Genomic DNA, 26,490 nt, shown 5'->3' with positions numbered 1-26,490 from the left:
GGGAAGACCCATGCTCGAAACGATTCTCCAGGGCATCCTGCTCGGCGGCCTCTACACCCTCTTCGCGCTGGGCCAGTCGCTGATGTTCGGCGTCATGCGCCTGACCAACACGGCGCAGGGCGACTTCATCATCCTCGGCGCCTTCGCGGTGGTCGCGGGTACCACGCTCTTCGGCGACGCGCCGCTGCTGATCGCGCTCGCCGTGCTGCCGGTGGCCTTCGCCTTCGGCTACGCGCTGCAGCGCTATGTGCTCAACGGCACGCTAGGCAAGGACCCGCTGCCTTCACTGGTCGTGACCTTCGGACTGTCGATCGTCATCCAGAACCTGCTGCTCGAAGTGTTCTCGGCCGATCCGCGCTCGATCGAGACCGGCGGGCTCAACACGCAGGGGCTGCGCATCGGCGACTCGCTCTCCCTCGGCGTGCTGCCGCTCATCGTGCTGGCGATCGCGCTGGCGGCGACGGCGGCGCTGCAGTGGCTGTTCGCGAACACGGCGCTCGGCCGCTCCTTTCGCGCGGTCTCGGACGATCGCGAGATCGCCGAGCTCATGGGTCTGAATGCGAAGAAGGTCTATGCGCTGGCCACGGCCATTGCCTTCGTGCTGATCGCCGTGGCGGGCGCGCTGCAGGGCATGCGCACGACGGTGTCGCCGTCGGACGGCCCGCTGCTGTTGCTCTTCGCCTTCGAGGCCGTGATCATCGGCGGCATGGGCTCCTTCTGGGGCACGCTGGCGGGCGCGATGATCCTGGGCATCACGCAGCAGATCGGCTTTCGGCTCGATCCGGGCTGGGGCATCTGGGTGGGGCACATCGTGTTCCTGGTCGTGCTGGTGCTGCGGCCGCAGGGCCTTTTTCCGAAGACGCGAGGCTGAGGTCCCAACCATGGCAACCCTGAAAGACACGCTCATGATCCCGGCGACATTCGACGTGGTGCGCGGCACGGCCGCGAGCCGCGCCGCGCTGCTGGTGGCGCTCGCGCTCGCCGTGCTGGCGGGCAGCCTGCCGCTGTGGGGCGAATCGAGCTGGATGCGCGAGTTCGTCGAGATCGCCTGCTACTTCATCTTCGCGATGATGTGGAACCTGCTCGCGGGCTACGGCGGCATGGTGAGCATCGGGCAGCAGGCCTTCTTCGGCTTCGGCGGCTACGTGATGCTGATGCTGGGCAACTTCGCGGGCCTCAATCCCTTCCTTGCGATTCCGCTGGGCGCGCTGGCCGCCGGGGCGATCGCGGTGCCGGTGTCCTTCGTGGCCTTTCGCCTGTCGGGCGGCTATTTCGCGATCGGCACCTGGGTGATCGCCGAAGTGTTCCGCCTGAGCTTCGCGAACGTGTCGGCGGTGGGCGGCGGCTCGGGCACCACGCTGACGGCGCTGCGCGGCATCGACAAGGCGACGCGCGAGAGCGTCACCTACTGGATGGCGCTGGCCTGCGTGATCGCGGCGATCGCGCTGGTCTACCTGTTCCTGCGCAGCAAGCGCGGCCTGGCGCTGCTGGCGATCCGCGACAACGAGGTGGCGGCCGAATCGCAGGGCGTGCCCGTCGCGCGCATGAAGCTCGCGGTGTACGTGGTCGCGGCCTTCGGCGCCGGGCTGGCCGGTGCGCTGTACTTCGTCGGCAACCTGCGCATCAGCCCCGACGCCGCCTTCAGCGTGAACTGGACGGCCTTCGCGATCTTCATGGTGGTGATCGGCGGCATCGGCCGGATCGAGGGACCGCTGGTGGGCGCGCTCATCTTCTGGGCGCTCAACAAGTTCCTGAGCGACTACGGGACCTGGTATCTGCTCGGACTCGGAATGCTCGCTATCCTCACGACCATCTTCTTCAAGCAAGGGCTGTGGGGCTACGCGCAGCAGCGCTGGGGCTGGTCGCTGTTTCCCACGCAGCGCCGCCTGGTACCGCGCGATGGCGCGGCCCTGAAACGTTCGTCGCCCGTGCCCTACCACCCCGAACTGGAACTCCATCCCCATGCGAAACATCAATGAAGACACCATCACCGGCGCCGTGCTCGAACGCATGGCGGATTGCGACAACCCGCGCCTGAAAGAGGTCCTGTCGGCCCTGGTGCGCCACCTGCACGACTTCGCCCGCGAGGTGCGCCTGACCGAGGCCGAGTGGGCCGCGGGCATCGAGTTCCTCACGGCCACGGGCCAGAAGTGCGACGCCAAGCGGCAGGAGTTCATCCTGCTGTCGGACACGCTGGGCCTGTCGATGCTGACCGTCGCGCTCAACCATGCGAAGAGCGCGCAGGCCACCGAGGCCACGGTGTTCGGCCCCTTCCATGTGCAAGGCGCGCCGCGCCTCGCGCTCGGCGATGACATCTCGGGCGGCGCCAAGGGCGAAGTCCTGTTTGTCAACGCCACCGTGCGCGGGCGCGACGGCGAGCCCGTTGCGGATGCGGAGGTCGATGTCTGGGAGGCCGATGCCGAAGGCTTCTATGACGTGCAGCGCGCAGGACTGGAGCGGGCGCAGGGCCGCGCTGTGTTCCGCACCGACGCTCAGGGCCGGCTGTGGTTCCGGGGCGTGATGCCGGTGGCCTATCCGATCCCGACGGACGGGCCGGTGGGCCAGATGCTCAGGGCGACGAAGCGCCACCCCTGGCGGCCGGCGCATGTGCATTTCATGATCCAGGCGCCGGGCTACGAGACGCTCATCACGCACGTGTTTCGCGATGGCGACGTCTATCTCGACAGCGACGCGGTCTTCGGCGTGCGCAGCTCGCTGATCGGCGACTTCGTGTCGCACCCGGCGGGCAGGGCGCCCGATGGCAGCGAGCAGTCGAAGCCCTTCCACAGCTTGAACTTCGACTTCGTGCTGGAGCCGGCTGCGCAGGTGAAGTAGCCGGTCCCCTCTCTCTCCGGAGGGAGAGGGGACCGCCCGTCTTCTTCTTGTTCGTGGCTTCTCCTCGTGAAGGGGGGAATCGGGCGCAGTGTGGCGTGCGGCGCTTCGCGGCGCTTCCCCCGCATTGGGGAGGTCGGCATCGCCGTTGCCGAGACCGCATAGGATGGCCCCGCGAGACGGAGCCATGACGATGACCTACAAGGAGCGAAGCTCGGCCGAGGCCTTGCGTGGCCGTGCATCTCGTGCGTACCTATGGCGACGCGCATGCACGAGCGATCACCTTGAAGCAAGGTCCCATCGGAACCCGTGGACTGACGGTCGGAGCGCTCGGCTTCGGCTGCATGGGCATGTCGGAGTTCTATGGCGAGACCGGACTCGGCGGCCTACATCCGCAGCGCGTGCGAAGCCTCACTGCGCCGCCTGGGCGTCGAGACCATTGACCTGTACTACGCGCACCGCCTCAACCCCAAGACGCCGCTGGAGGAGTCGATCGGCACGCTGGCCGAGCTGGTTCGCGAGGGCAAGGTGCGCGAGGTCGGCGCATCGTTCTGCGCCTACAGCCCGCTGGGCCGGGGCTTTCTCACTGGCCAGGAGCAGGGTGAGGCGCTCGATGCCAAGGACTTCCGCCGCTCGAACCCGCGCTTTGCCGAGGCCAACCTGTGGGCCAACATGCGCATCGTGGACAGCGTGCGGGCCCTCGCGGCGGAGAAGTCATGCACGCCGGCCCCGTTGGCGCTGGCCTGGCTTCCGGCCCAGGGCGAGGGCGTGATCCCCATCCCCGGCACCAAGCGTATCCGCTGCCTGGACGACAACCTCGGCGCGTTGAGCGTGACGCTCGGCCCGCAGGACTTGCGCCGGATCGCGGTAGCGCTTCCGCTCGGCATTGCGGCCGGCGAACGCTACACCGAAGAAGGCATGAAGGGCCTCGGCGCCTGAAACCGCGCTTGCGGCATCGGCTTCACGCCCCCGCGGCTCGCCGCAGCAGGCTTACATAGCCCGCTTGGGTTTCCATGCGTGCGACGGTGCCGTTGCGGCGCAGCAGCGCATGGGCCTTGGGCAGACTCCAGCACGGCAGGCTGGTGAACATGTGGTGTTCGCAGTGGTAGTTCACCCAGTAGGGCGCGACCAGCAGACGTTCCAGCGGGTTGGCATGTGTCGTGCGGGCCTGACGCAGCGGGTCGGGCTCGTTCTGCGCCACCAGGGCGTGCTCCGCGATGTTGCGCACGCGGCTGACCAGGGGCAGCCAGGTCACCATCGGCAGCAACCACATCAGGAGCCAGACCCACCAGAAGCCGGCCGCCGCGAAGAGCAGGAAGCCGAGCGCATTGCCCGCCAGGAAGCGGCGCTCCTTCCAGAGCTCCTGTGCGAACAGCGCGACCGCGGATTCGCCGTCGGCGCGCGCCTTGATCCGCTCGCCGACGTGGCCGAAGCGCTGCTTGAGAAATGTCCGTCCGCTCAAGTCGCGCAACACCTTGCGCCGCAACGAGGCGCGCGTGATGGGAAAGGGCGCGGACAGAACGAGGTCCGGGTCTTCGGACTGCTGCACGAAGCGGTGATGCTGGAGATGGTAGGGGCGGTAGTCGCGCAGCGTCGAGGAGCACAGCCATGTGGCGACCCAGTCGTTGATCCCGCGGTGGCGATGCAGGCCGGCGTGCGCCGCGTCGTGCATCAGCACGAAGAGTCCCAGCTGACGCGTGCCAATGATCACCACCGCCAGCGGAATCGTCACCGGCCAAAGCACGCCCACGACCATTGCCGCTCCGATGACCAGCCAGCAATGCGCCACCAGCCACAAGCCCTTCCAGGAGGAGCGCGCTGTCAGCCCGGCCCATTCGTCGGCAGTGAAGAAATCTTCAGGTTGGGCGCGGGGGGCAACGGCCAAGGGGGTCTCCAAGGGCTAGGAAAGTCTACCCTCCGAGAGCCCAGTGTCCAGCGCGATCGGCCTCGACCCGCCGCGAGGCGCCCGCGACCGTGCCGCGTTGCGCCCGATTTCGTCGAAGCGGCCGAAACTCACCGGCGCGGCGCCGGGCTGCAGGCCGGTGAAGCAGGGCATGCCGTCCTCGCCATAGGTGGTGCGTCCGACCACGAGCACCGCGTGCGCCACGGAGCCCTCGCGCGGGAAGACGGCATAGACGGTGGATGGATGCGAGCCGTCGACGATGTCCTCGAAGATCACACCGTCCCAGTTGGCCAGGCCCATGCCCACCTGGCGGCATGCGTCCTGCGCGATGCGTCCGGTGCTCGTGCGGCTCTGCCGGAATTCCGACTCGGTGATGATGAGCGGCCGGGTGAGCCGGACGAAGACATTCTGCAACTCGCCGTCCTCGAAGAAGCTGGCGTTCAGCCGCGAACTGGTCAACCAGAAGATCGCCTCCCGGCGGAGGTCATCGTCGACGGGGCAGCCGCGAAAGACCATGATCGGCCTGCCCGTGGGTGCACCATCGTGCGTCACGTGGCTTCCCGCGAACCATTGGCGAAAACGTGCCGACCGGACAAACGCATTTCGTTTGCGGTCCGCAGATTCAAGATCTGTCGGCGCCCGGGCGTCGACAGACACCCCCATCGATGGCATTTGGACCTCCCTGGACTTTGTCAGGGAGGTGAGACTGCGTCGCACGCCCGGCCGCAGAGGTAGGAATGGGTCCCGAAAAGAAGTAAAAAGTCTTCCTTTTGCCGGCGAAAGACGGCTCGCGGTTCTCAAGCGTACGCCCTGCGGTTGGAACGCCTCAGCATCAGTTCATCGGCGACCTCGATCGCCCGATGCCCCATCACGGCGACCGGATAGCTGCCGATCATCATGCTGTCGTAGGTGATGGTGGCGTAGCAGAACTCGGAGCCGAGCGCAGCGGCGGCGTCCTGAAGGCACTCGGCGATCGACGGCAGGCCCTCGCGCTCGTAGCACCGCGTGCCGTCGCCGATGCCCACGTAGGAATTGAAGTTTCGCTCTCCGCGCTTGGTGATTTCGACTGCAGGTTGCATGGACGACTCCCGGAACTCAGTGAATGAATTCTCTGGGTCGGCCGCGGCGTGCGTCTACTAGCCATTGGTACGGTCTACTCCGAAATGATGAGCGCGAAGGTGGCTCGCCGAGGGGAGTGAACGAAGCCTTTCGTTGACTTGCGCGCGCCGGGCCCGACGCGTAACGTCATGTAACTTATTTCACCCCTCTTGCGCCTTGATGATCACCAAACGCCGCCTGCTCGAAACCTTCGCCGCGACACTTTGCGCGCCGGCCGCGTGGGCTCAACAGGCCATACCCGCCGGGAACACCAGATCCACCCGCACCGCCGGCGGTGCCGGGTCCGCCAATTGGCCGAGCAAGCCGGTGCGCCTGCTCGTCGGCTTTCCGGCCGGCGCATCGCCGGACCTCGCGGCCCGCGCCATCGCCGAGCCGCTTTCCAGGCTGCTCGGCCAGCCGGTCCTGGTCGAGAACCGGCCGGGCGCGAGCGGCAACCTCGCGGCCGACCAGGTGGCCAAGGCCCAGGACGATCACACCATCGGCGCGCTGATCAACGGCAACCTCACGATCGCGAAGCTGCTCAATCCGAAGACGCCCTTCGACCCCGAGAAGGACTTCGCGCCGATCAGCATGGTCGGCACCGCGCCGCTGGTGCTGGCGGTCACGCCCGATGCCGTCGGCTCGAGCCCCGTCGAACTGCTGCTCTGGGCGCGCAACCTCAGCGACAAGGGCAAGTACGGCACGCCGGGCGTCGGCACGGTCGGCCATCTCGGCATGGAGTTGCTCAAGAGCCGCACCAACATCACTGCCAGGCACGTTCCCTTCACCGGCAATCCGCAGGTCATCGCCGCGATGCTCAAGGGCGAGATCCAGCTGGCGCTGCTGCCGCCCGGGCTGGCCCGGCCGCATGTCAATTCAGGCAAGCTCAAGGCCGTGGGCGTCACCTCGCCCGAGCGCAGCCCGCTGTACGCCGAACTGCCCACGCTGCGCGAAGCCAATGTGCGGGGAGCCGACCTCGAGATCTGGACGGCGATCGCGGCGCCGGCCAGCCTGCCGCCGACGGCGGTGGCCAAGCTCAACGCGGCCCTGGTGGATGTCCTCGGCTCGGCCGAAGTGCAACGCGGCCTGCTCGCCGCCGGCTGGCAGGCCCGGGCCGGCACGCCGCAGCAACTGGCCTATCGCATGCGAAGCGACACCTCGCAGCTGGGCGGCGTCATCCTGATGCGCGGCATCCAGTCCGAGGCCTGAGCCCAGCGCGCTCAGAGCAGGCGCGAGATCTCCCGCGCGGCCGCCAGGAGCGGCGGGAGCATGGTGTCCTGCATCACTTTCGCGCTCGTGCGGTTCGTCTGCCCGCTGATGTTCAGCGCCGCGATGGTGCGGCCGGCCCGGTCGACGATCGGCGCGGCGATGGAGGTCAGGCCTTCTTCCAGTTCCTGGTTGACCAGGCACCAGCCCTGGCGCCGTGCCTGCACGACCTTGGCGAGGAGCGCATCGATGTCGGTCACGGTGTGGCGCGTCAAGGCCTGCGGTGCCGAGGCTTCGAGCCGGGCGCGCACCTCGGCGTCGTCCAGGCCGGCCAGCAGCAGGCGGCCCAGCGAAGTGCAATAGGCCGGCAGGCGCGAGCCGACGCCCAGGCTGATGCGCATGATCTTGTGCGTGGGCACGCGCATGACGTAGACGATGTCGGTCGCGTCAAGAACGGCGGCAGAGCAGGATTCCTGCACCTCCCGCACCAGCGCCTCCATGACGGGCTCGGCGCGGTTCCAGATCGGCATCGAGGACAGGTAGGCAAAGCCGAGATCGAGGATGCGCGGGGTCAGGCTGAAGAGCTTGCCGTCCGTCTCGACATAGCCGAGCGTCTGCAGCGTGAGCAGGATGCGGCGCGCGCCGGCCCGCGTGAGCCCGCTGGCTGCCGCGACCTCGCTGAGCGTCTGCCGCGGCGCGCTCGCGCTGAAGGAACGGATCACCTGGAGCCCGCGGGCGAAGGACTGCACGTAGCTGTCGCCGGGGGCCGGGGAAACGGGTTGCATGTCTTGGGTTGCCATGGGGCGTGATTTTCTCTAGAATTCATTATACGAACAATTGTTCGATATACGAACATTTTCGATACCCGGAAATCCTCTTGCCAAGGCGCGAGCCGAGGCGTCCAGTCAGTTCCTTGCTTCCTCTCATTCCCCGGAGACAGATTCCATGATCAACAAGATCGCGCGCTCGGTCGCCGATGCCATGGCCGGCATCCAGGATGGCGCCACGGTTCTCATCGGCGGCTTCGGCACCGCCGGCATTCCCAACGAGCTCATCGACGGCCTCATCGAACAGGGCGCCAAGGACCTCACGGTCGTCAACAACAATGCCGGCAACGGCGAGACCGGGCTCGCGGCGCTGCTCATGGCGGGCCGCGTGCGCAAGATCATCTGCAGCTTTCCGCGCCAGGCCGACAGCCAGGTGTTCGACGGCCTCTACCGCTCCGGCAAGCTCGAGCTCGAACTCGTGCCCCAGGGCAATCTGGCGGAGCGCATCCGCGCCGCCGGCGCCGGCATCGGCGCCTTCTTCTGCCCGACGGGCTTCGGCACGCAATTAGCCGGCGACCGCGAGACGCGCGAGATCGACGGCAAGGAATACGTGCTGGAGTACCCGATCCACGGCGACGTGGCGCTGATCAAGGCCGAGCGGGGCGACCGCTGGGGCAATCTGGTCTACCGCAAGGCCGCGCGCAACTTCGGGCCCGTGATGGCCATGGCGTCCTCGCGGACCATCGCGACCGTGCACGAGATCGTCGAGCTCGGCGAGATGGACCCCGAAGCCATCGTCACGCCCGGCATCTTCGTTCACCAGATCGTCAAGATCGACCGCGTCGCCACCCAGGCAGGCGGCTTCAAGAAGGCAGCATGAACATGACTTATCAACGTCGCACCAAGGACCAGCTCGCCGCCCGGGTCGCCCAGGACATCTTCGACGGCGCTGTCGTCAATCTCGGCATCGGCCAGCCGACGCTGGTTGCCAACCACCTGCCCGCCGGCCGGGAGGTCATCCTGCACAGCGAGAACGGCATTCTCGGCATGGGCCCCGCGCCCGCCGCGGGCAGCGAGGACTACGACCTCATCAACGCCGGCAAGCAGCCGGTGACGCTGCTGCCCGGCGGCGCGTACTTTCACCATGCCGACAGCTTCGCGATGATGCGCGGCGGCCACCTGGACATCTGCGTGCTCGGCGCCTTCCAGGTCTCCGCCACCGGCGATCTCGCGAACTGGAGCACGGGCGAGGAGGGCGCCATCCCCGCGGTAGGCGGCGCGATGGACCTGGCCATCGGCGCCAAGCAGACCTGGGTCATGATGGACCTGCTGACCAAGAAGGGCGAGAGCAAGATCGTCACGGAATGCAGCTACCCGCTGACCGGCATCGGCTGCGTGAAGCGGGTCTACTCGGACCTTGCCACCCTCGAATGCACGCCCTCGGGCCTGAAGCTGATCGACAAGGTCGAAGGCCTCGCGCATGGCGAACTCGAAAAGCTGGTCGGCCTGCCGATCGCCCTCTGAATCATCGACTGAGAGACACACCATGACGAATCAAGCCTTCATCTGCGACGCCATCCGCACTCCCTTCGGCCGCTACGGCGGCGCCCTTGCGAGCGTGCGCGCCGACGACCTCGGCGCCATCCCGCTGCGCGCGCTGATGGAACGCAACAAGAACGTCGACTGGCAGGCCGTTGGCGACGTGCTCTATGGCTGCGCCAACCAGGCCGGCGAGGACAACCGCAACGTGGCGCGAATGTCGGCGCTGCTGGCGGGCCTGCCGCTCGAACTGGGCGGCGCCACCATCAACCGCCTGTGCGGTTCGGGGCTGGATGCCGTCGGCAGCGCGGCGCGCGCCATCAAGGCCGGCGAGGCCGGCCTGATGATCGCGGGCGGCGTCGAGAGCATGAGCCGCGCGCCTTTCGTCATGCCCAAGGCCGAGAGCGCCTTCAGCCGCGCCAACGCCGTTTACGACACCACCATCGGCTGGCGCTTCGTCAACAAGCTGATGAAGGCGCAGTACGGCGTCGACTCGATGCCCGAGACGGCCGAGAACGTGGCCACCGACTACAAGATCGAGCGCGAAGCCCAGGACCGCATGGCGCTCGCCTCGCAGCAGCGCGCCGTGGCGTCGCAGAAGTCGGGCTTCTTCGACGCCGAGATCGTGCCGGTGTCCGTGCCGCAGAAGAAGGGTGAGGCGATCGTCGTCGGCAAGGACGAGCATCCGCGCGACACCAGCCTCGAGGCGCTCGCCAAGCTCAAGGGCGTGGTGCGTCCCGACGGCACCGTGACGGCCGGCAATGCCAGCGGCGTGAACGACGGCGCCGCCGCCCTGCTCCTGGCCGACGAGGCGAGCGCTGCCAAGTACGGCCTCACGCCGCGCGCCCGCGTGGTCGGCATGGCCACGGCCGGCGTGCCGCCGCGCGTGATGGGCATCGGCCCCGCGCCGGCGACCGAGAAGGTGCTCAAGCTCACCGGCCTCAGGCTCGACCAGATCGACGTGATCGAACTCAACGAGGCTTTCGCCGCCCAGGGCCTGGCCGTGCTGCGCCTGTTGGGCCTGAAGGACGACGACGCGCGCGTCAACATCAACGGGGGCGCGATTGCGCTGGGTCACCCGCTGGGCGCCAGCGGCGCGCGCCTCGCGACCACGGCCATCAACCAGCTGCACAGGGGCGGTGGACGCTACGCGCTGTGCACCATGTGCATCGGCGTGGGCCAGGGCATCGCCGTCATCCTGGAACGCGTCTGATGGGCGCCACGCGGCGCCTTCTGCTCCTGGGTTCGCTGGCCGCGGCCAGCGCGCCGGCCTGGGCACAGGCCGATGCCAGGCCGATCCGGATCGTCGTGCCCTTCGCGCCGGGCGGCGGCAACGACGTGTTCGCGCGCCAGATGGCCAGGAGCCTCGGCGAACTGCGCAAGCAGAGCGTCATCGTGGACAACCGCCCCGGCGCGGGAGGCAATGTCGGCAGCGAGCAGGTGGCGCGCAGCGTGCCGGATGGCAGCACGCTGCTGCTGGGTCACACGGGCACGGTCTCGATCAATCCGGTGCTCTACAAGGGATTGAAGTTCGATGCGCGCAAGGACCTGGTGCCGGTGGCGATGTTCGCCTCCTCGGCGCTGGTGCTCGTGGTGCCGGCCTCCTCGAAGGTCCGCACGGTCGCCGACCTGGTGGCGGCGGCGAAGGCCCAGCCGGGCGCGTTCAACTACGCCTCCAGCGGTAGCGGCACGGGCGGCCACCTGACGGGCGAACTCTTCGCGCAGCGAACGGGCGTGAAGATGGACCACATCCCGTACAAGGGCACGAGCCCGGCGCTCACCGATCTCGCCGGCGGCCAGGTGCAGATGATGTTCAGCGTCATTCCTCCGGCGCTGGCACTGGTCAAGGGTGGCAGGCTGCGCGCCATCGCCGTGACCGGCGCCAGGCGGCTGCCATCGCTGCCCGAAGTGCCGACGGTCGCCGAGTCCGGCGTTCCCGCCCTCGCGGACTTCGAGAGCACCCTCACCTACGGCATCCTTGCGCCGCGCGGCACGCCCGATGCGTTCGTGAAGGAGCTGTCGGCGCAGATGCTCAAGGTGGCGGCGACACCCGAGTTCCAGTCGCGGCTGGATGTGGAAGGCGCCGTGCCGCTGCTCGGCGGTTCGGCGGACTACGCCTCGCTGATCGCCAGGGAGAGCGCGAAATGGGCCGAGATCGTGAAGGTCTCAGGCGCCACGCCCGATTGAGGCCTGCGGCCTGGTCCCCAGGTTGCTCTCCCATGCCAGTGTGGCGGCCGCGAGATCTTCGAGGGCGCTTCCCACGGCCTTGAACACCGTGCGCTCGCTCTCGCTGGCGCGCCCCGCGCGCTCGCCCTTGCAGAGCTGAGCCAGCGTCGCCTGGATCTCGCCCGGCCCCAGCGCGCCGGCGGCGATCGCGTCGAGCACATCGCCTGCCTTCGCCAGCGCCTCCTCGGTGTCGACGAACACGCGCGCACCGGCGAAGCAGGCCGCATCCGCCTCCTTCATCGTGGGTGTGAAGCTGCCGATCAGGTCCAGGTGCGATCCCGGCGCGAGCCACTCGCCCTTCACCAGCGCGGCGGTGGAAAGGGTGGCGCAGCTCACGATGTCGGCTTGGCGCACCGCCGCTTCGAGCGACCCCGCGGCATGTGCGTTCCAGCCTTCGTTTCGCCACTGCGCGGCCAGTGCCTGCGCGCTCTCGGGCCGATGGTTCCAGACCACGATCTCTTCGATCCCGCGCACGCTGGCATGCGCCGCCGGCAGCAGGCGCGCGACGCGGCCCGTGCCGAGGACCAGCAGGCGCCGGGCGTCGGCTCGCGCCAGGAACGAGGCAGCGAGGGCGGCCGCCGCCGCCGTGCGATGCGCCGTGATCACGTTGCCGTCGATCGAGGCCAGCGGCACGCCGGTGTGGGCGTCGTACAGCACATAGGTGGCGTGCAGGCCGGGCAGGCCGCGCGCACCGTTGCCCGGAAAGATGTTGATGGTCTTGATGCCGAGATAGCCCGCGTCGCTCCATGCCGGCATGATCAGGACCGTGCCACGGTCAGCGCCCGCCTCGACCGCGTGCACATGGCGCGGCGGCACCGTGGCATCGCCGGCGAAGGCTTCGCGCAAGGCCGGGACGAGGCGCGCGAAGTCGAGGTGGGCGCGGGTGTCGTCGGCGTCGAGGTTCTTCATGGGGGTTCGTGGCGAGGTGGTGTTGCGCGCATGCCCAATGTAGTCTTTCCTCTACGTTGCCGAGCCCGCTGGGCGTGTGCAGAATTTCACGATGGCTCAACCGATGACCACGCCCGCCGCGCTTCAGGACGAAGAGCTCCAGAGTCTCGCGGCGCAGTGGCGAATCCGCGCCATGCAAGGCGACCAGCTCGCCCATCGCATGGCCCAGGCGCTCGAAGCCGAGCAGCGCCGGCGGATCCGCGACACCGGCCTGCTGGCGCTTCCGCCCGAGCACCCGCCGGTGGTGGCACCATGGTGGAAATTCTGGTGATCCCCCGATGGACTTCCCGATCGCTCTTGCGCTGCTCAGTCTCTTCGCAGCGACCTTTCTTTCCAACTTCATTGCGCGTCGGCGCGACAGATCCTTCAGCTTCGACGCGATCACGCTCGAAGCGCGTGAGTTGCTGTTGCAGGAACGCGCGGCGCCCATTCCGCTGGGTCCGACGTTGACGGCCGCGCATTGGGCGCGGCTCGAGGCAGCGCAGCCGACCTGGCGTCGGCAGGTGTTCGAGGCCACGCGCTCTCGCTACCTGGAGGCCCGCGCCGCCGTCGCCCGCAGCGAGCTGGACGGGGAGCTCTACTATCCGAACCCCGTCGAGGTGTCCGGTGCCGCGCATGCGCTGCTGGTGCTGACCGAGCGCTTCTGAGCTACTGGTAGATCTTCTGCAGCAATCGGATGAGTGTCTCGCGCTCGCGGGGGGTAAGACGCGCGCTCGCGTCGGCTTCCAGCTGGATCACGGTCCGCTCGGCTTCCCGCACCAGTTCTTCACCGGCCGGCGTCAGGTGGAGGCCGATGGCGCGGCCATCGTGCGGATGCGGCCGCCGCTCGATCAGCCCGCGGGCATCCATCGCGGCGATCAGGCTCACGAGGTTGGGCGGCAGGATGTCGAGCGTCGTGCAAAGCTGTCGCGAAGTGGCGCCGGGGTTGTGCGCGAGCAGGGACAGCACGGAGAAGTCGACCTGCTTGAGTCCGTAGGCCGTCATGCGCTCCGAGAACACCTCGCTGATGGTGAGCCAGGCGCGGCGCGCGTTGTAACCGACGAGGCCTTCGAGCACGTGCGTATCGAGCCGGTCGGAGCGGAGGGGCTGCGCGCCGGTCGCGGGGGTGGATTTCTTGCGGGAGTCTGCCATGCCCCAAGGGTAACTGGCTCGCGGCCCGGCGTGTGGCTCAGGCGGCGGACGGAGCCGAGCCGGCGGCCTCGCAGGCGCGCTTGACGATGCCCAGTCGCATCTCGAACTCGGGCAGCACCCAGCGGTGGAAGGCAGCCGCGGGCGCGGACCAGCGAGCTTCCCGCGGCGCCGCGCGTTCGATGCGGGCCCAGGCCCAAGCCATCAATGCCAGCATGACGACGCGCAGGTAGTCGTCGGCGACCTCGAAAGGCAGCGCGGCGTCGGCCTGTGCCGCCATGACGACCGTGGTGGTGAGGTAGCGCAGTTGCGCGAGGCGGCGTTGCACCTCGGCCTCGTTGTCGCGCGAGGCTTCGAGCTCGTCGCGCAACTCGACCAGCAGCGCCGACATGCCGCTGCCGCCGTCCGCCAGCACCTTGCGCACCAGCAGGTCGATGGCCTGGATCTCGTTGGTGCCCTCGTAGATCATGGTCACGCGCGCATCGCGCACCACTTGTTCGATGCCCCATTCGCGGATGTAGCCGTGGCCGCCGAAGACCTGCAGGCACTCGCTGGCGCCATGAAAGGCCTGCTGGGTGGCGGCGGCCTTGAGCACGGGGGTGACGAGCGCGCACCAGCGTTGCGCGCGTTCCCGGGTCCTGGCGTCGCCGTCGTGCCTGGCGACGTCGAGTTGAAGGGCGGTCCGGTAGGCGATCAGCCGTGCGCCTTCGATCCAGGCTCGCTGCGTGTCGAGGATCCGCCGGATGGCGGGGTGTTCGGCGATCAGGTCGGCGGCTTCGCCGGCGCGGCTGGCGCGTGCCGGACCGGGCGCGCGCATCTGCCGCCGCTCGCGGGCATAGGCGTCGGCCTTCTGCCAGGCGGCGTCCAGCAGCCCGATGCCCTGCAGCGCCACATGCAGCCGCGCCGCGTTCATCATCACGAACATCGCGGCCAGCCCGCGGTTCGCTTCGCCGATCAGCCACCCGGTCGCGTCGTCGAAGCGCATGACGCAGGTGGAGCTGCCGTGCAGGCCCATCTTTTCCTCGATGCGTTCGCAGTGCACCGCGTTGCGCGATCCGTCGGGAAGCCACTTGGGCACGAGCACCAGGGACAGGCCCTTGAGGCCGGCGGGCGCATCCGGCAGCCGGCACAGCACGAGGTGGACGATGTTGTCCGTCAGGTCGTGGTCGCCGCCGGAGATGAAGATCTTGCCGCCCGCCACGCGGAAGCTGCCGTCCGCCTGCGCCGTGGCGCGCGTGCGCACCTGGCCCAGGTCGCTGCCGGCGTGGGCTTCGGTCAGGCACATGGTGGCGAGCCATTCGCCGCTGGCGATCTTCGGCAGGTAGCGCTGCTTGAGGGCGTCGCTGCCGTGGTGCCTGATGCACTCGTAAGCGCCATGGAGCAGGCCGGGCGCCATCGTGAGGCTGTGGTTGGCGGCGCTCAGCCACTCGTACAGGATGGCATCGAGCACGGCGGGCAAGCCCTGGCCGCCGTCTTCGGGGGCGGCGGAGAGCGCGGGCCAGCCGCCGTCGACGAAGGCACGGTAGGCCTCGCGAAATCCCGGCGGCGTGGTGACGCTGCCGTCGACGAAGCGGCAGCCTATCTCGTCGCCATCGCGGTTCGGCGGGGCGACCACCTCGGCCACGAACCTGGCCGCTTCGTCGAGCACTTGCGCCTGCAGCGCGTCGTCCACTTCCGCGAAGGGCGCCAGCGCGCGCAGGCGCGGTGTCGCGTCGAGCACGGCGTTCAACAGGAAGCGGACATCGTCGGGGCGGGGCCGGTAGTTCATCGATCCGAAGGACTCAGGGTGTGTTGACGCGGCATGAGAAGCTGGCGGCGCTCTCGGGATCGCCGCCGGTGTAGACCGCGACGCGTGGATAGGGGCACAGGGGGCGCGTGCGGCTGGCCGACCACGTGGTTGGCACCTCAGGGTTGACCACCGCGCTGCCCGGGCCGCGCGCGCTCGCCGTCACCGACTGCGGCGCCTGGCCTTGTTCGACCCAGGCGACGAGTGCCGTCAGCATGTCGAACTGGTCAGTGGCCGGTCCGCCCGCGCAATGGTTCATGCCTGGCACCGGGAAGTAGCGCGCGAAGGAGGAGGCGTCGCCGTCGTTGGCCGCCTGCAGACGCTCGTACCACGCGGCCGTGTCGTCCGACGAGAACACCGGGTCGCTGGTGCCGTGGTAGACAATCATCTTCGCGCCCCGGTCCCGCAGCCTGGCGAGGTTCGCGGCGTCGGGCGGCGCCATGAAGGCCATCGCCGACTCGCGGTAGATGCCGCTCGCGGCATCGATCAGCGGCGCGTCACGGTCCATGTCGAAGCCGAGCGCGAAGGCCAGGCCGCCAGGGCGCTCGCCGAGCGGCGGCGTGGTGAAGATGAAGCCCACCGCGCCAGCATCGCGCGTCGGCGGACTCGCGAACTTCCAGTCGCGCCAGTTGCTGCCGGCGATGCCGGCATCGAAGGGGAAGCCGCTGTAGATCGGCTTGCCGGCGCTGTTGCGCGCACCGGCGAACACGTTGGCGAGCGCCGTCTTCTGCGGTGCGCTCAGGCAGCGGCCATCGCGCGCGCCGGTGCAGGTGGGCACGTCGGTGTCCAGGTGGAAGCGCGTCTTGCAGGCCCGGACATCCGCGACGATGCCGTCCGCCAGGCCGTCCAGCGCATCGCAGCGCGCGAGCACCCGGTCGGCGACCAGCTTCATCTCGGCGGGCGTGAATGCGGTCTGGATATCGGGCAGGCCGGCCGGGGTGTTCGCCGTCGCGACCTTGGCGTACTGCTGCGCCCCGTAGAGCTGCGCCACCGCGGCGCGCGGCAGGTTGTAGCCCGGGTCGCCGGCGATGATGCCGTCGTAGTCGCCGGCCGCGCGTGCCGCCGCCACCATGGCGTGGCGCCCGCCGTTGGAGCAGCCGCCGAAGTAGGACCGGTCCGGCGCGCGGCCGTAGGCCTTGGCGATCAGGTTCTTCGCCATCGGCGTGAGCTGCGCGACCGCGTTGTAACCGTAGTCCAGGCGCGCCTGCGGATCGATGCCGAAGCGTGGCCCGAGCGAGCCGGCGTGCCCGGCGTCGGAACTGATGACGGCGAAGCCCATCCGCAGCGCGCTGCTCGCGGGGCCGCCGCCACCGATGCCGCCCACGGCCGGGACCACGACACCATCGAGGCCGCCGTTGGCCTGGTAGAAGAAGCGGCCATTCCATGCGAGCGGCAGCCGCATCTCGAAGCCGATGGCATAGCGGTTGCCGTCCACCGCGCTGACGCGTTCGTTGATGCGGCCCTGCACCAGGCAGTGGGCCGGCGCCGGCACACTCGCATTGCCGACCATGACGATGCCCGCGGGTACCGAGGCGACGTTCGTGTAGACAGTGCCGGCCAGCGCAGCCTTGGCCGCGAGGTCCGTGCAGGAGAGCAGCGCGCCGGGGTGCGCCGGCGCGAGCCGCGGCGGCGTGCCCGCCGAGCGGTTCGCGCCGGCACAGGCCGCGAGCAGTGCCGCGAGGGCCAGGCCCACGGCACAAGCCGGCGCGCGTCTGGCTGCATTTACCTTGTTCATCGTGTCTGCTCCCTGGTGACGGATGCCGGCTTGTCAGGCGCGCGCCGCGCCGAGGTAGGTGTCGATCACGCGCGGGTCGTCCGCGAGTTCGCGCGCCGCGCCCTCGGCGCTCACGCTGCCCATCTCCAGCACGTAGCCGTGGTCCGCAACGTCGAGCGCCGCCTTCGCGTTCTGCTCGACCAGCAGGATGGTCACGCCGGTCGCGCGCAGGGCGCTCACGGTGCGGAAGATCTCCTGCACCACCAGGGGCGCCAAGCCCAGGCTCGGCTCGTCGAGCATCAGCAGCCTGGGCCGCGACATCAGCGCGCGGCCGACCGCGAGCATCTGCCGTTCGCCGCCCGAAAGCGTGCCGGCGAGCTGGGTGCGGCGTTCCCTGAGGCGCGGGAAGAGCGTGTAGACCTGCTCGATCTGGTCGCGCCACTCCTTGTTGCGCAGGCGCACCTGGCGAAAGGCGCCTAGCACGAGGTTGTCCTCCACCGGCATGGTGGTGAAGAGTTCGCGCTTCTCGGGCACCAGCGCAATCCCGAGCATCACGCGCTCCTCGAGCGAGAGCGCGTCGATCGCCAGGCCCTGGAATTCGATCGCGCCCCTGGACGGCAGCACGCCCATGAGCGCGTTCAGCAGGGTCGACTTGCCGGCGCCGTTGGGGCCGATCACGGTCACGACGCTGCCTTCGCCGGCTTCGAGGTCGATGCCATGCAGCACTTCGGCGCGGCCGTAGCCGGCGTGCAGGCCGCGGATGCGAAGCAGGGGGGTGGAAGTGGCTTTCATCGCGTCAATGCTCCGTGCCCAGGTAGGCCGCGCGGACCTTGTCGCTGCGCTGCACCTCGGAGGGCGTGCCCTCCATCAGGTGGGTGCCGAACTCCATCACCACGATGTGGTCGCAGATGTCCATCACCAGGCCCATGTCGTGCTCGACCAGTAGGATGCTCATGCCCTCGCCGCGCAGGGTGCGCAGCACCTCGGCCAGGGCCTGTTTCTCCTTGTGACGCAGGCCCGCGGCCGGCTCGTCGAGCAGCAGCAGCGCGGGGTCGGCGCACAGCGCGCGGGCGATTTCGAGCAGGCGCTGCTGGCCCATCGCCAGGTTGCCTGCGGGTTCGTGCAGGTAGTCGCCCATGCCCACGCGCTGCAACTGGCGCTCGGCTTCGCGCAGGAGCTGGCGCTCCTCGCCGCGGTCGGTGCGCAGCATCGCCGCGATCGCGCCCTTGCGCCCGCGCAGGTGGGCGCCGAGCGCCACGTTCTCCAGCACGGTCATGTCGGGCACCATCTTCACGTGCTGGAAGGTGCGCGAGACGCCGCGCTCGGCAATCGCGCGCGACTTCAGCCCACCGATGGGCTTGCCGCGGAAGTTCACCGCGCCGCCCGACAGGGCCAGCACGCCGGTGACGAGGTTGAAGGTGGTCGACTTGCCGGCGCCGTTGGGGCCGATCAGGCCGACGATCTGCCCGGCCCGGGTCTGGAAGCTGATGTCGTTCACCGCCACCAGGCCGCCGAAGGTCTTGCGGATGGATCGCACGTCGAGCACCACCTCGCCGGCGGCCGGCTTGACGCGCGCCGGCAGCGCCGCCGCGTCGCGCCAGTCCACCGCGCGCCAGGGGCGGGGCAGGCGCCGGTCGACGAAGGCCCACACGCCGTCGGGCAGGTACTTGAGGACCAGCACGATCATGATCCCGAAGACGATCAGCTCGTAGTTGCCGCTGGTGCCGATCAGCTTGGGCAGCAGCACCTGGAGCTGGTCTTCGAGCAGTTTGACGATGCCCGCGCCGGCGATCGCGCCCCACACGTGCGCTGCGCCGCCCAGCACCACCATGAAGAGGTACTCGATGCCCATCTTGATGCCGAAGGGCGAGGGATTCACCGTGCGCTGGAAATGCGCGAAGAGCCACCCCGAGACGGACGCCAGCAAGGCCGCCAGCACGAAGATGCCCACCTTGTGACGCAGGGTGTCGACGCCCATCGCCTCGGCCATCTGCGAGCCGCCCGCCAGTGCTCGGATGGCGCGGCCGCTGCGCGAGTCGAGCAGCCGGATCACCGCGAGGGCGGCGGCCAGCACGAAGGCCCAGGTCAGCGCGTAGAAGATGCGCTGCTGGCCGACTTCCAGGCCGAACAGCGTCAGCCCCCTGACGCCCAGGATGCCGTCGTACTTGCCGAGCGCGTCGAGGTTGCCCATCAGGTAATAGAGCGAGAGCGCCCACGCGATGGTGGCGAGCGGCAGGTAGTGGCCCGACATGCGCAGCGTGATGGCGCCGATGACCGCCGCGCTCACGCCGGTGAGCGCCAGGCCGATGAAGAGCGTGAGCCAGGGCGAGAGGCCGAAGTTCACGGTGAGATAGGCGGTGGTGTAGGCACCGATGCCCACGAACGCCGCCTGCCCGAAGGAGGTGAGCCCGCCGACGCCGGTGAGCAGCACCAGGCCCAGCACCGGCAGCGTGTAGAGGCCGATGTAGTTGAGCTGGATGATCCAGAAATCGGGCAGCGGCAGAAGCGGCAGGACCGCGATCAGCACGACCAGCGCGAGCGGGCCCCAGGCGCGCAGCGCGCTCTTCTTGCCCGGCGCGGCGGCCATTGAAGCGGCGGAGGGATTCAGCAGTGCGTCCATCATCAGTGCTCCTCCGAAGGGCCGGCGAGCAGCGAACGCCACAACAGCACGGGAAGGATGATGGTGAACACGATCACCTCCTTGAAGGAACTGGCCCAGAACGAGCCGAAGGACTCGATCACGCCGACCGCCAGCGCGCCGGTCAGCGCCCCGGGATAACTTGCCAAGCCGCCGATCACGCCCGCTACGAAACCTTTGAGTCCGATGATGAAGCCGGAGTCGTAGAACACGGTGGTGGTCGGCCCGATCAGCAGACCCGAGAGCGCGCCGATCAGCGCCGCCATCGCGAAGGTGAGCTGGCCCGCCGCCTGCGTGGAGATGCCCATCAGCCGCGCGCCCAGCCGGTTGACGGCGGTGGCGCGCAGCGCCTTGCCGTACAGGCTGCGCTCGAAGAACAGCCACAACAGCACGATCAGCGCGGCCGAGGCGAGGAAGATGATCAGCGTCTGCCCGTTGAGGTTGAGCGGGCCGAGCGAAAAGCGCTCGTCCCAGAAGGGCGGGTTGCGAAAGCCCTCGGCGCCGAAGAAGAGCAGGCCGAGCCCGGTCATCGCGAAATGCACGCCGACCGAGACGATCAGCAGCACCAGCGAGCTGGCGCCCGCGAGCGACTGGTAGGCCACGCGGTAGACCAGCGGGCCATAGGCCGTGACGATGCACAGGGTGAGCAGCGCCTGGACCATCAGCGGGAAGTTGCGCGGTCCGGCCCAGGCCGAGACCGCGCACACCACCGCCGGCACGACGAAGGTGCGCGCGGCGGCCGCGAGCCCGGCGGCGGCGCTGCCGCGGTGGCGCCAGGTCGTGGCGAAATCCATCGCCGCCGCGACCGCGGCAAGGATCAGCAGCAGCCACACCGTGCCGGGCACCTTGCCGGTCTGGAAGATGGCGAGCGTGAGCGCGCCATAGGCGACGAACTCGCCCTGCGGAATGAAGATGACGCGGGTGACCGTGAACACGAGCACGATGCCCACGCCCAGCAGCGCGTAGATCGCCCCGTTCGTGAGTCCGTCCAGCGTCAGGATGCCGGCAATTGAGAAATCCATGGCAGGGCTTTGCGGCGCGCGTGGGGGTTCTTCGACCTGCCTATTGCTCGACCTTGAACTGACCGCCCACCACCTTGAGCATCACACCCGTTTCGTTGGTGTAGCCCCAATGGTCCTGCGCGGTCCAGTTGAGCACGCCGTGCGCGAGCACCGTGCGGCCCATGGTCTCCATCGCATCGCGCAGCGCCGCGCGGAACTCGGGCGTGCCGGGCTTGGCCTTCTTGAGCGCGATCGGCACAGCCTTTTCGAGCACGGTGAATGCATCGGCGCCGTGGCCCGCGAACTGGTTGCGCGATCCCGGGCCGTAGGCCTTTTCGTACTGCTGCACGAAGGCGACCGCCATCTTCTTCGACGGGTGGCTATCAGGCAGTTGCTCGGCCACCGTGGCCGGGCCCGAGACGACGAAGGTGCCCTCGGCGTCCTTGCCGGCGGTGCGCATCAGGTCCTGGGTGGCCGCGGCATGGGTCTGGTAGATCTTGCCCTTGAAGCCGCGCTCGACGACCGCCTTCTGCGGCATGCCCGCGCCGCTGCCCGAGGCCACGATGAGGATGGCGTCGGGATTGGCCGAAGTGAGCTTGAGGACCTGCGCGGTCACGCTGGTGTCGGCGCGACCGAAGCGCTCGGTGGCGACCACCTTCATGCCGTTCTTCTCGGCCTCGGCCGTGAGCGCCTTGAGCCAGAGTTCGCCGTAGGCGTCGGTGTAGCCGAGGAAGCCGATGGTCTTGATCTTCTCCTTCTTCATGTGCTGCACCACGGCGTAGGCCATGACATCGTTGGACTGCGGCAGCCGGAAGGTCCACTTGTCCTTGCCGGGCGGCAGCCCCGCCGGCGATGCGGCGAGCTGCACGGTGCCCGATTCCGCCGCCACGTCGGCCATCGGGATGGCCACCGGGGTGGCCGCCGAGCCGATGATGACGTCGACCTTGTCCTCGGTCACCAGGCGCTGCGTGTCCTTGACGCCGGTGGTCGGGTCGGTCGCGTCGTCCAGCACCACGAGCTTGAGGTTCTCGCCGGCCAGGGTCTTCGGCCACAGCGCGAGCTGGTTCTTGATCGGGATGCCCAGGCCCGACGCGGGGCCGGTGAGCGGCAGCACGACGCCGACGGTGATGTCGGCATGCGCGGCGCCGAAAAGGGCGAGGGCCAATGCGGCGGCGAGGGTCGCTTTTGTGAATTTCATGAGGACAGGTCTCCAGGTAGGACGGACAAGAAACGGGGGGGCACCGGCGCGCGCCCGGACTTCAGCGCGGCGCCATGCGCAGCGCGCCGTCGAGCCGGATCACTTCGCCGTTGAGGTGGCCGTTGGTCACGATGTGGCAGGCAAGTTCGGCGAACTCGGAGGGCTTGCCCAGGCGCGGCGGGAAGGGAATCGAGGCGGCCAGCGATTGCTGGACCGCCTCCGGCAGCTCCTTCAGCAGCGGCGTCGCGAACAGGCCCGGGGCGATGGTGCAGACGCGGATGCCGTGCTGCGCCAGGTCGCGCGCCATCGGCAGTGTCATGCCGACCAGGCCGCCCTTCGAGGCGCTGTAGGCCTGCTGGCCGACCTGGCCGTCGAAGGCCGCGACCGAGGCGGTGAACATCATCACGCCGCGCTCGCCGCCTTCCAGCGGGTCGAGCTTGACGCATCGCGCGGCATAGAGCCGGCTGATGTTGTAGGCGCCGATCAGGTTGACGTTCACCACGCGCGCGAAGTCTTCGAGCGGCGCGGCGTTGCCGTCCTTGCCGACGATGCGCCTGGCGCTGCCGATGCCCGCGACGTTCATCAGGATGCGCGCGGGGCCGTGCGCGGCGCCGGCCTTGTCGAGTGCGGCGTTGACGCTGTCGGCATTGGTGATGTCGCAGACGCACGCGATGCCGTCGATCTCGGCCGCGACCTTCTCTGCCAGGGTGGCATTGACGTCGAGCACGGCCACCTTGGCGCCGAGCCGCGCGAGTTCGCGCGCCGTGGCTTCGCCCAGGCCGGATGCGCCGCCGGTCACGAGTGCGGCTTGTCCTTCGATCTTCATGCTGTGTCTCCTCGGGGGTTATCGGGGCTTCAATGTGAAAGGCAGGGCGTCTGTGTGCAGGGCCTCGGCCAGCGCGGCGCGGTGCTTCAGCACGGCGCGCTGGTTGATGGAGCCCTTGTCGGTGACCTCGCCCCGGTCAATGGACGGCGGCTCGAACACGACATGCGCGCGGGCGATGCGGTTGGCGCTGCCGGTGCTCGAGGCCGCGAGCGTGTCCAGCAGGCGCTGGAAGTAGGCCTGCACGGGGGCGCTTTCAACCACCTGGCGCAGCGGGGCGTCGGGCGCAAGGCCGGCGAGTTCGCGCACCTTCTGCGTCGGGAAGATCAGCGCGCCGACTTCCTTCAGGTTGATGCCGGTGAGGACGACATCCTGCACGTAGGGCGCGCCCGCGGCGATGATCTTCGCGCGCAGCGGACCGACGCTGACGAAGGTGCCGGTGGCGAGCTTGAAGTCTTCGGCGATGCGGCCGTCGAAGCGCAGGCCGCGATGGATGTTCGCCTCGTCGATCCATTGCACCGCATCGCCGGTGCACAGGAAGCCTTCGTCGTCGAAGGCTTCGCGGGTGGCTTCCGGTGCGCGCCAGTAGCCGGGCGTGACGTTGGGGCCGCGATAGCGCACTTCGGTCTTGCCGTCGACGTCGACCAGCTTGAGCGTCATGCCCGGCGTCGGCACGCCGACGTCGCCGGCGCGCACGTCGGGGCTGTTGACGAACATCGCGGAAGGGCCGGACTCGGTCATGCCGAGGCCGGTCGCCATGACGATGCGCTCGCCGATCTCGGCCTCCTGGATGGCGTGCAGCAGGTCCCAGATGGGCTGCGCCAACCCAGCGCCGGAATAGAAGAACATGCGCACGCGCGAGAGCAGGGTCTTGCGCAGCCGCGCGTCGTCCTGCATCGCGTGGGCGATGGCTTCGAAACCGGTCGGCACGTTGAAGTAGACGGTGGGCGCGATCTCGCGCAGGTTGCGCAGCGTCTCGCCCATGAGCGCGGGGGTGGGCTTGCCGTCGTCGATATAGAGCGTGCCGCCGTGGTAGAGCGTGATGCCGACGTTGTGGTTGCTGCCGAAGGTATGGTTCCAGGGCAGCCAGTCGACCAGCACCGGCGGCTCCTCGGCCAGCGCCGGCATCGACTGGGCGATCTGCACCTGGTTGGCGCACCACATGCGCTGCGTGTTGATGACCGCCTTGGGCATCTTGGTCGAGCCCGAGGTGAAGAGGAACTTGGTGATGGTGTCCGGCCCGGTGGCTTCCATCGCGGCGTCCACGGCCGGTGTGGCCGGCGTCGCCAGCAGGCTGTCGAAGGCCGTGACGGCACGGCCCGCGATTTCGCCCTGGTGGAGAACGACCTCGATCCCCGGTGGGACGACGGCATCGATCGCGCGGCCGAATCGCGACGCGTCGCTCGCGAACACGAGGCCCGGCGTGAGCGTCTCGAAGATGTGGCGCAGCTTGTCGTAGTCCTGGCTGATGGTCGAGTACGCCGGCGAGGCGGGGCAGTAGGGAATGCCGGCGTAGATGCAGCCGAGCGACAGCAATGCGTGCTCGAGGCTGTTCTCGCTCAGGATGACGACCGGCCGCTCGGCGCTCAGGCCACGCTCGAGCAGGGCCTGGCCGATGCGGCGGGCGCCCTGCAAAGCCTGCGCGTAGCTGAGATGTTGCCAGTCGCCGGTGCTGCCGTCGGGGTGCTGCTCCCGGCGCGCCATGAAGCTTCTGTCCGGCGCGGCCTGTGCCCAGTGCAGCAGGCGGTCGGTGATGCGCTGCGCATAGTCATTGAGCGGTTCGGCCGCTTCCAGGTAACGCGCGCCGGATGCGCCTTCGCGCATGCGGACTTGACGCACGCCGAAGGTCAGCGGGCGGTATCGGGGCGGGGCTGCGGCAGAGGTGTGGACTTGCATGGGGATCTCTCGGCGCCGGGTCAGCTCTTCTGCACCTTGGCCGCCTTGCCTTCCAGGAAATCGCGCACCCGTTCCTTGGCTTCGGGCGCGCTCTGGGCGATGCCGGACATCAGCGCCTCGGTGAAAAAGCCGTGGTCCGCCGACTGCTCGGTGATGCGCGGGAGCGCATGCATCAGTGCGTAGTTGGTCAACGGCGCGTTGGTGGCCACGCGCTGCGCGAGCTCGACCGCCTTGTCGAAGGCCGTGCCTTCGGCCACCAGGTACTGCGCGAAGCCGGCGCGTTCGCCGTCCTCGGCGTTGTAGACGCGGCCGGTCATCATCATGTCGGTCATGCGCGCGGCACCGATGAGCTTGGGGATGCGCACTGAGCCGCCGCCGCCGACGAAGATGCCGCGCGAGCCCTCGGGCAGCGCATAGAAGGTCGTGGTGTCGGCAACGCGGATGTGGCAGGCGCTGGCGAGTTCGAGCCCGCCGCCGACCACCGCGCCGTGCAGCGCCGCGACGACCGGCACGGGGCCGTGCTGTACCAGTTCCAGCGCCGCATGCCACATGCGCGAATGCTGCATGCCCTGGCCGGCATCGCGCTCCTTCAGTTCGGACAGGTCCAGTCCGGCGCAGAAGTGCGGACCCTCGCCGTCGATCACCGCCGCGCGCACCGTGGAGGGCAGGCTCTCGAAGGTGTTGCGCAGCGTCAGGATCAATGAATCCGACAGCGCGTTGCGCTTGGCCGCACGCGTGAGGCGGATGATCGCGATGTCGTCGCGAAGCTCGAGCTGGAGATCGGTTGAGTTCATGATTGCATTCCGGAGTACGATCGATTATGGTTATATAAAATAATCAATTCAAGCCGCGCGAGCTTGCCCGGCATGAGGATTTACCCTAGCTCGAATTCATTCGGAGACACGCCATGGACCATCGGAACCTGATCGCGATAGACACCCACACGCACGCCGAGGTGAGTTGCTGGAATCCCTTCGACAACTATGGCGAGGAATACGATCGCGCGGCGGATAAATATTTCAAGTCGGGCCGCAGGCCGACCATCCAGGAAAGCATCGACTACTACCGGGAACGCAAGATCGGCCTGGTGATGTTCATGGTCGATGCCGAGTCGAACATGGGTCGGCGGCGCATCCCGAACGAGGAGATCGCGGAGGCGGCGCGGAAGAACAGCGACATCATGATCGCCTTCGCCAGCATCGATCCGCACAAGGGAAAGATGGGTGCGCGCGAGGCCAGGCGCCTGATCGAGGAGCACGGCGTCAAGGGCTTCAAGTTCCATCCGACGGTGCAGGGCTACCACCCTTACGACAAGATGGCCTGGCCGATCTACGAGGTGATCAACGAATATGGCTTGCCGGCGGTGTTCCACACCGGCCACAGCGGCATCGGCTCGGGCATGCGCTGCGGCGGCGGCTTGCGGCTCGAGTACAGCAATCCGATGCACCTGGATGACGTGGCGATCGACTTCCCGGACATGCAGATCGTCATGGCGCATCCCAGCTTCCCGTGGCAGGACGAGGCGCTCAGCGTCGCGACGCACAAACCCAATGTCTGGATCGACCTGTCGGGCTGGAGTCCCAAGTACTTTCCGAAGCAACTGGTGCAATACGCCAATACGCTGCTGAAGGACCGCATTCTCTTCGGCAGCGACTACCCATTGATAACGCCCGATCGCTGGATGAAGGACTTTGAGGACGCCGGTTTCAAACCCGAGGTGATGCCCGGCATCCTCAAGGGCAATGCAGTGCGGCTGCTCAAGCTCGACGCCTAGAGTAGAGGCCGCA

At 68.6% G+C, this 26,490-nt stretch carries 27 protein-coding genes; 12 read left to right on the top strand and 15 right to left on the bottom strand.

Features of this window, described 5'->3' with window-relative positions:
- Window positions 1-10: 10 nt before the first annotated feature.
- The 4 genes from AC1DNF_RS08120 to AC1DNF_RS08105 all read left to right on the top strand — a co-directional run bounded on the left by AC1DNF_RS08120 (window position 11) and on the right by AC1DNF_RS08105 (window position 3,771).
- Window positions 11-871 carry a branched-chain amino acid ABC transporter permease gene (locus AC1DNF_RS08120; protein WP_478148059.1) on the top strand — a complete coding sequence of 287 codons (861 nt, stop codon included), beginning with the start codon at window positions 11-13 and terminating at the stop codon, window positions 869-871.
- 10 nt (window positions 872-881) lie between these two features.
- Window positions 882-1,979 (top strand): branched-chain amino acid ABC transporter permease, encoded by a 1,098-nt coding sequence (locus AC1DNF_RS08115; protein ID WP_478148058.1) that lies wholly within the window; start codon window positions 882-884, stop codon window positions 1,977-1,979.
- Complete coding sequence (locus AC1DNF_RS08110) at window positions 1,963-2,835, top strand: intradiol ring-cleavage dioxygenase (RefSeq protein WP_478148057.1); 873 nt, start codon at window positions 1,963-1,965, stop codon at window positions 2,833-2,835. Before AC1DNF_RS08115 ends, AC1DNF_RS08110 begins: the two co-directional genes overlap by 17 nt.
- A gap of 360 nt (window positions 2,836-3,195) precedes the next feature.
- Entirely contained in the window at window positions 3,196-3,771 is a 576-nt protein-coding gene (locus AC1DNF_RS08105) for an aldo/keto reductase (protein WP_478148056.1), read from the top strand.
- A gap of 22 nt (window positions 3,772-3,793) precedes the next feature.
- Here the strand turns inward: AC1DNF_RS08105 and AC1DNF_RS08100 are convergent, their stop codons facing one another.
- The 3 genes from AC1DNF_RS08100 to AC1DNF_RS08090 form a co-directional block, all read right to left on the bottom strand.
- The gene (locus AC1DNF_RS08100; RefSeq protein ID WP_478148055.1) at window positions 3,794-4,717 is read right to left on the bottom strand and encodes a fatty acid desaturase family protein; all 924 of its coding nucleotides are present in this window, start codon (window positions 4,715-4,717) and stop codon (window positions 3,794-3,796) included.
- A 15-nt stretch (window positions 4,718-4,732) separates the two neighbouring features.
- Window positions 4,733-5,287 carry a hypothetical protein gene (locus AC1DNF_RS08095; RefSeq protein WP_478148054.1) on the bottom strand — a complete coding sequence of 185 codons (555 nt, stop codon included), beginning with the start codon at window positions 5,285-5,287 and terminating at the stop codon, window positions 4,733-4,735.
- Between the two features lie 245 nt (window positions 5,288-5,532).
- Window positions 5,533-5,814, bottom strand: a complete 282-nt coding sequence (locus tag AC1DNF_RS08090; protein WP_478148053.1) for a hypothetical protein — start codon at window positions 5,812-5,814, stop codon at window positions 5,533-5,535.
- A gap of 196 nt (window positions 5,815-6,010) precedes the next feature.
- Here AC1DNF_RS08090 and AC1DNF_RS08085 point away from each other — a divergent pair, with 196 nt between their 5' ends.
- Window positions 6,011-7,042 (top strand): Bug family tripartite tricarboxylate transporter substrate binding protein, encoded by a 1,032-nt coding sequence (locus tag AC1DNF_RS08085; protein ID WP_478148052.1) that lies wholly within the window; start codon window positions 6,011-6,013, stop codon window positions 7,040-7,042.
- Between the two features lie 11 nt (window positions 7,043-7,053).
- On the opposite strand, the gene AC1DNF_RS08080 is transcribed toward AC1DNF_RS08085, so the two are convergent.
- Entirely contained in the window at window positions 7,054-7,839 is a 786-nt protein-coding gene (locus tag AC1DNF_RS08080) for an IclR family transcriptional regulator (RefSeq protein ID WP_478148051.1), read from the bottom strand.
- A gap of 145 nt (window positions 7,840-7,984) precedes the next feature.
- Here AC1DNF_RS08080 and AC1DNF_RS08075 point away from each other — a divergent pair, with 145 nt between their 5' ends.
- The 4 genes from AC1DNF_RS08075 to AC1DNF_RS08060 are packed head-to-tail and all read left to right on the top strand — an operon-like array spanning window position 7,985 to window position 11,532.
- On the top strand, window positions 7,985-8,686 hold the full coding sequence (locus AC1DNF_RS08075) for a 3-oxoacid CoA-transferase subunit A (RefSeq protein ID WP_478148050.1): 702 nt from the start codon (window positions 7,985-7,987) through the stop codon (window positions 8,684-8,686).
- A 2-nt stretch (window positions 8,687-8,688) separates the two neighbouring features.
- On the top strand, window positions 8,689-9,330 hold the full coding sequence (locus AC1DNF_RS08070; RefSeq protein WP_478148049.1) for a 3-oxoacid CoA-transferase subunit B: 642 nt from the start codon (window positions 8,689-8,691) through the stop codon (window positions 9,328-9,330).
- Between the two features lie 22 nt (window positions 9,331-9,352).
- A complete protein-coding gene (pcaF, locus tag AC1DNF_RS08065) occupies window positions 9,353-10,558 on the top strand; it encodes a 3-oxoadipyl-CoA thiolase (RefSeq protein ID WP_478148048.1) in 1,206 nt (401 codons plus the stop codon).
- Window positions 10,558-11,532, top strand: coding sequence for a Bug family tripartite tricarboxylate transporter substrate binding protein (locus AC1DNF_RS08060; RefSeq protein WP_478148047.1), 975 nt, complete (start codon window positions 10,558-10,560; stop codon window positions 11,530-11,532). Before pcaF ends, AC1DNF_RS08060 begins: the two co-directional genes overlap by 1 nt.
- On the opposite strand, the gene lhpI is transcribed toward AC1DNF_RS08060, so the two are convergent.
- Window positions 11,512-12,480 carry a bifunctional Delta(1)-pyrroline-2-carboxylate/Delta(1)-piperideine-2-carboxylate reductase gene (gene lhpI / locus AC1DNF_RS08055; RefSeq protein WP_478148046.1) on the bottom strand — a complete coding sequence of 323 codons (969 nt, stop codon included), beginning with the start codon at window positions 12,478-12,480 and terminating at the stop codon, window positions 11,512-11,514. The two genes, AC1DNF_RS08060 and lhpI, sit on opposite strands and share 21 nt — an antisense overlap.
- A gap of 103 nt (window positions 12,481-12,583) precedes the next feature.
- Between lhpI and AC1DNF_RS08050 the strand changes: the two genes are divergently transcribed.
- Window positions 12,584-12,790 (top strand): hypothetical protein, encoded by a 207-nt coding sequence (locus AC1DNF_RS08050; protein ID WP_478148045.1) that lies wholly within the window; start codon window positions 12,584-12,586, stop codon window positions 12,788-12,790.
- Between the two features lie 7 nt (window positions 12,791-12,797).
- Window positions 12,798-13,166, top strand: a complete 369-nt coding sequence (locus AC1DNF_RS08045) for a hypothetical protein (RefSeq protein ID WP_478148044.1) — start codon at window positions 12,798-12,800, stop codon at window positions 13,164-13,166.
- Window position 13,167: 1 nt separating this feature from the next.
- Here AC1DNF_RS08045 and AC1DNF_RS08040 read toward each other — a convergent pair whose 3' ends face one another.
- The 10 genes from AC1DNF_RS08040 to AC1DNF_RS07995 form a co-directional block, all read right to left on the bottom strand.
- On the bottom strand, window positions 13,168-13,650 hold the full coding sequence (locus AC1DNF_RS08040) for a MarR family winged helix-turn-helix transcriptional regulator (protein WP_478148043.1): 483 nt from the start codon (window positions 13,648-13,650) through the stop codon (window positions 13,168-13,170).
- 37 nt (window positions 13,651-13,687) lie between these two features.
- Window positions 13,688-15,415, bottom strand: a complete 1,728-nt coding sequence (locus tag AC1DNF_RS08035) for an acyl-CoA dehydrogenase family protein (RefSeq protein WP_478148042.1) — start codon at window positions 15,413-15,415, stop codon at window positions 13,688-13,690.
- A gap of 13 nt (window positions 15,416-15,428) precedes the next feature.
- On the bottom strand, window positions 15,429-17,168 hold the full coding sequence (locus tag AC1DNF_RS08030; protein ID WP_478148041.1) for a tannase/feruloyl esterase family alpha/beta hydrolase: 1,740 nt from the start codon (window positions 17,166-17,168) through the stop codon (window positions 15,429-15,431).
- Window positions 17,169-17,201: 33 nt separating this feature from the next.
- Window positions 17,202-17,939: an ABC transporter ATP-binding protein gene (locus AC1DNF_RS08025; protein ID WP_478148040.1), complete on the bottom strand. Its 738-nt coding sequence runs from the start codon at window positions 17,937-17,939 to the stop codon at window positions 17,202-17,204.
- Between the two features lie 4 nt (window positions 17,940-17,943).
- Window positions 17,944-19,767, bottom strand: coding sequence for a branched-chain amino acid ABC transporter ATP-binding protein/permease (locus tag AC1DNF_RS08020; protein ID WP_478148039.1), 1,824 nt, complete (start codon window positions 19,765-19,767; stop codon window positions 17,944-17,946).
- 2 nt (window positions 19,768-19,769) lie between these two features.
- A complete protein-coding gene (locus AC1DNF_RS08015) occupies window positions 19,770-20,807 on the bottom strand; it encodes a branched-chain amino acid ABC transporter permease (RefSeq protein WP_478148038.1) in 1,038 nt (345 codons plus the stop codon).
- Between the two features lie 40 nt (window positions 20,808-20,847).
- On the bottom strand, window positions 20,848-21,984 hold the full coding sequence (locus AC1DNF_RS08010) for an ABC transporter substrate-binding protein (RefSeq protein ID WP_478148037.1): 1,137 nt from the start codon (window positions 21,982-21,984) through the stop codon (window positions 20,848-20,850).
- Between the two features lie 61 nt (window positions 21,985-22,045).
- Entirely contained in the window at window positions 22,046-22,810 is a 765-nt protein-coding gene (locus AC1DNF_RS08005) for an SDR family NAD(P)-dependent oxidoreductase (RefSeq protein WP_478148036.1), read from the bottom strand.
- A gap of 18 nt (window positions 22,811-22,828) precedes the next feature.
- Window positions 22,829-24,703 carry a feruloyl-CoA synthase gene (locus AC1DNF_RS08000; protein ID WP_478148035.1) on the bottom strand — a complete coding sequence of 625 codons (1,875 nt, stop codon included), beginning with the start codon at window positions 24,701-24,703 and terminating at the stop codon, window positions 22,829-22,831.
- Between the two features lie 20 nt (window positions 24,704-24,723).
- Window positions 24,724-25,497, bottom strand: a complete 774-nt coding sequence (locus AC1DNF_RS07995) for a crotonase/enoyl-CoA hydratase family protein (protein WP_478148034.1) — start codon at window positions 25,495-25,497, stop codon at window positions 24,724-24,726.
- Window positions 25,498-25,610: 113 nt separating this feature from the next.
- Here AC1DNF_RS07995 and AC1DNF_RS07990 point away from each other — a divergent pair, with 113 nt between their 5' ends.
- Complete coding sequence (locus AC1DNF_RS07990; RefSeq protein WP_478148033.1) at window positions 25,611-26,477, top strand: amidohydrolase family protein; 867 nt, start codon at window positions 25,611-25,613, stop codon at window positions 26,475-26,477.
- The last annotated feature ends 13 nt before the right edge of the window (window positions 26,478-26,490 follow it).

Source organism: Variovorax sp. 01T432 (assembly GCF_056398605.1).
Note: the sequence above shows the minus strand (reverse complement) of the source record. Positions and strands in the feature narration are given on the sequence as shown.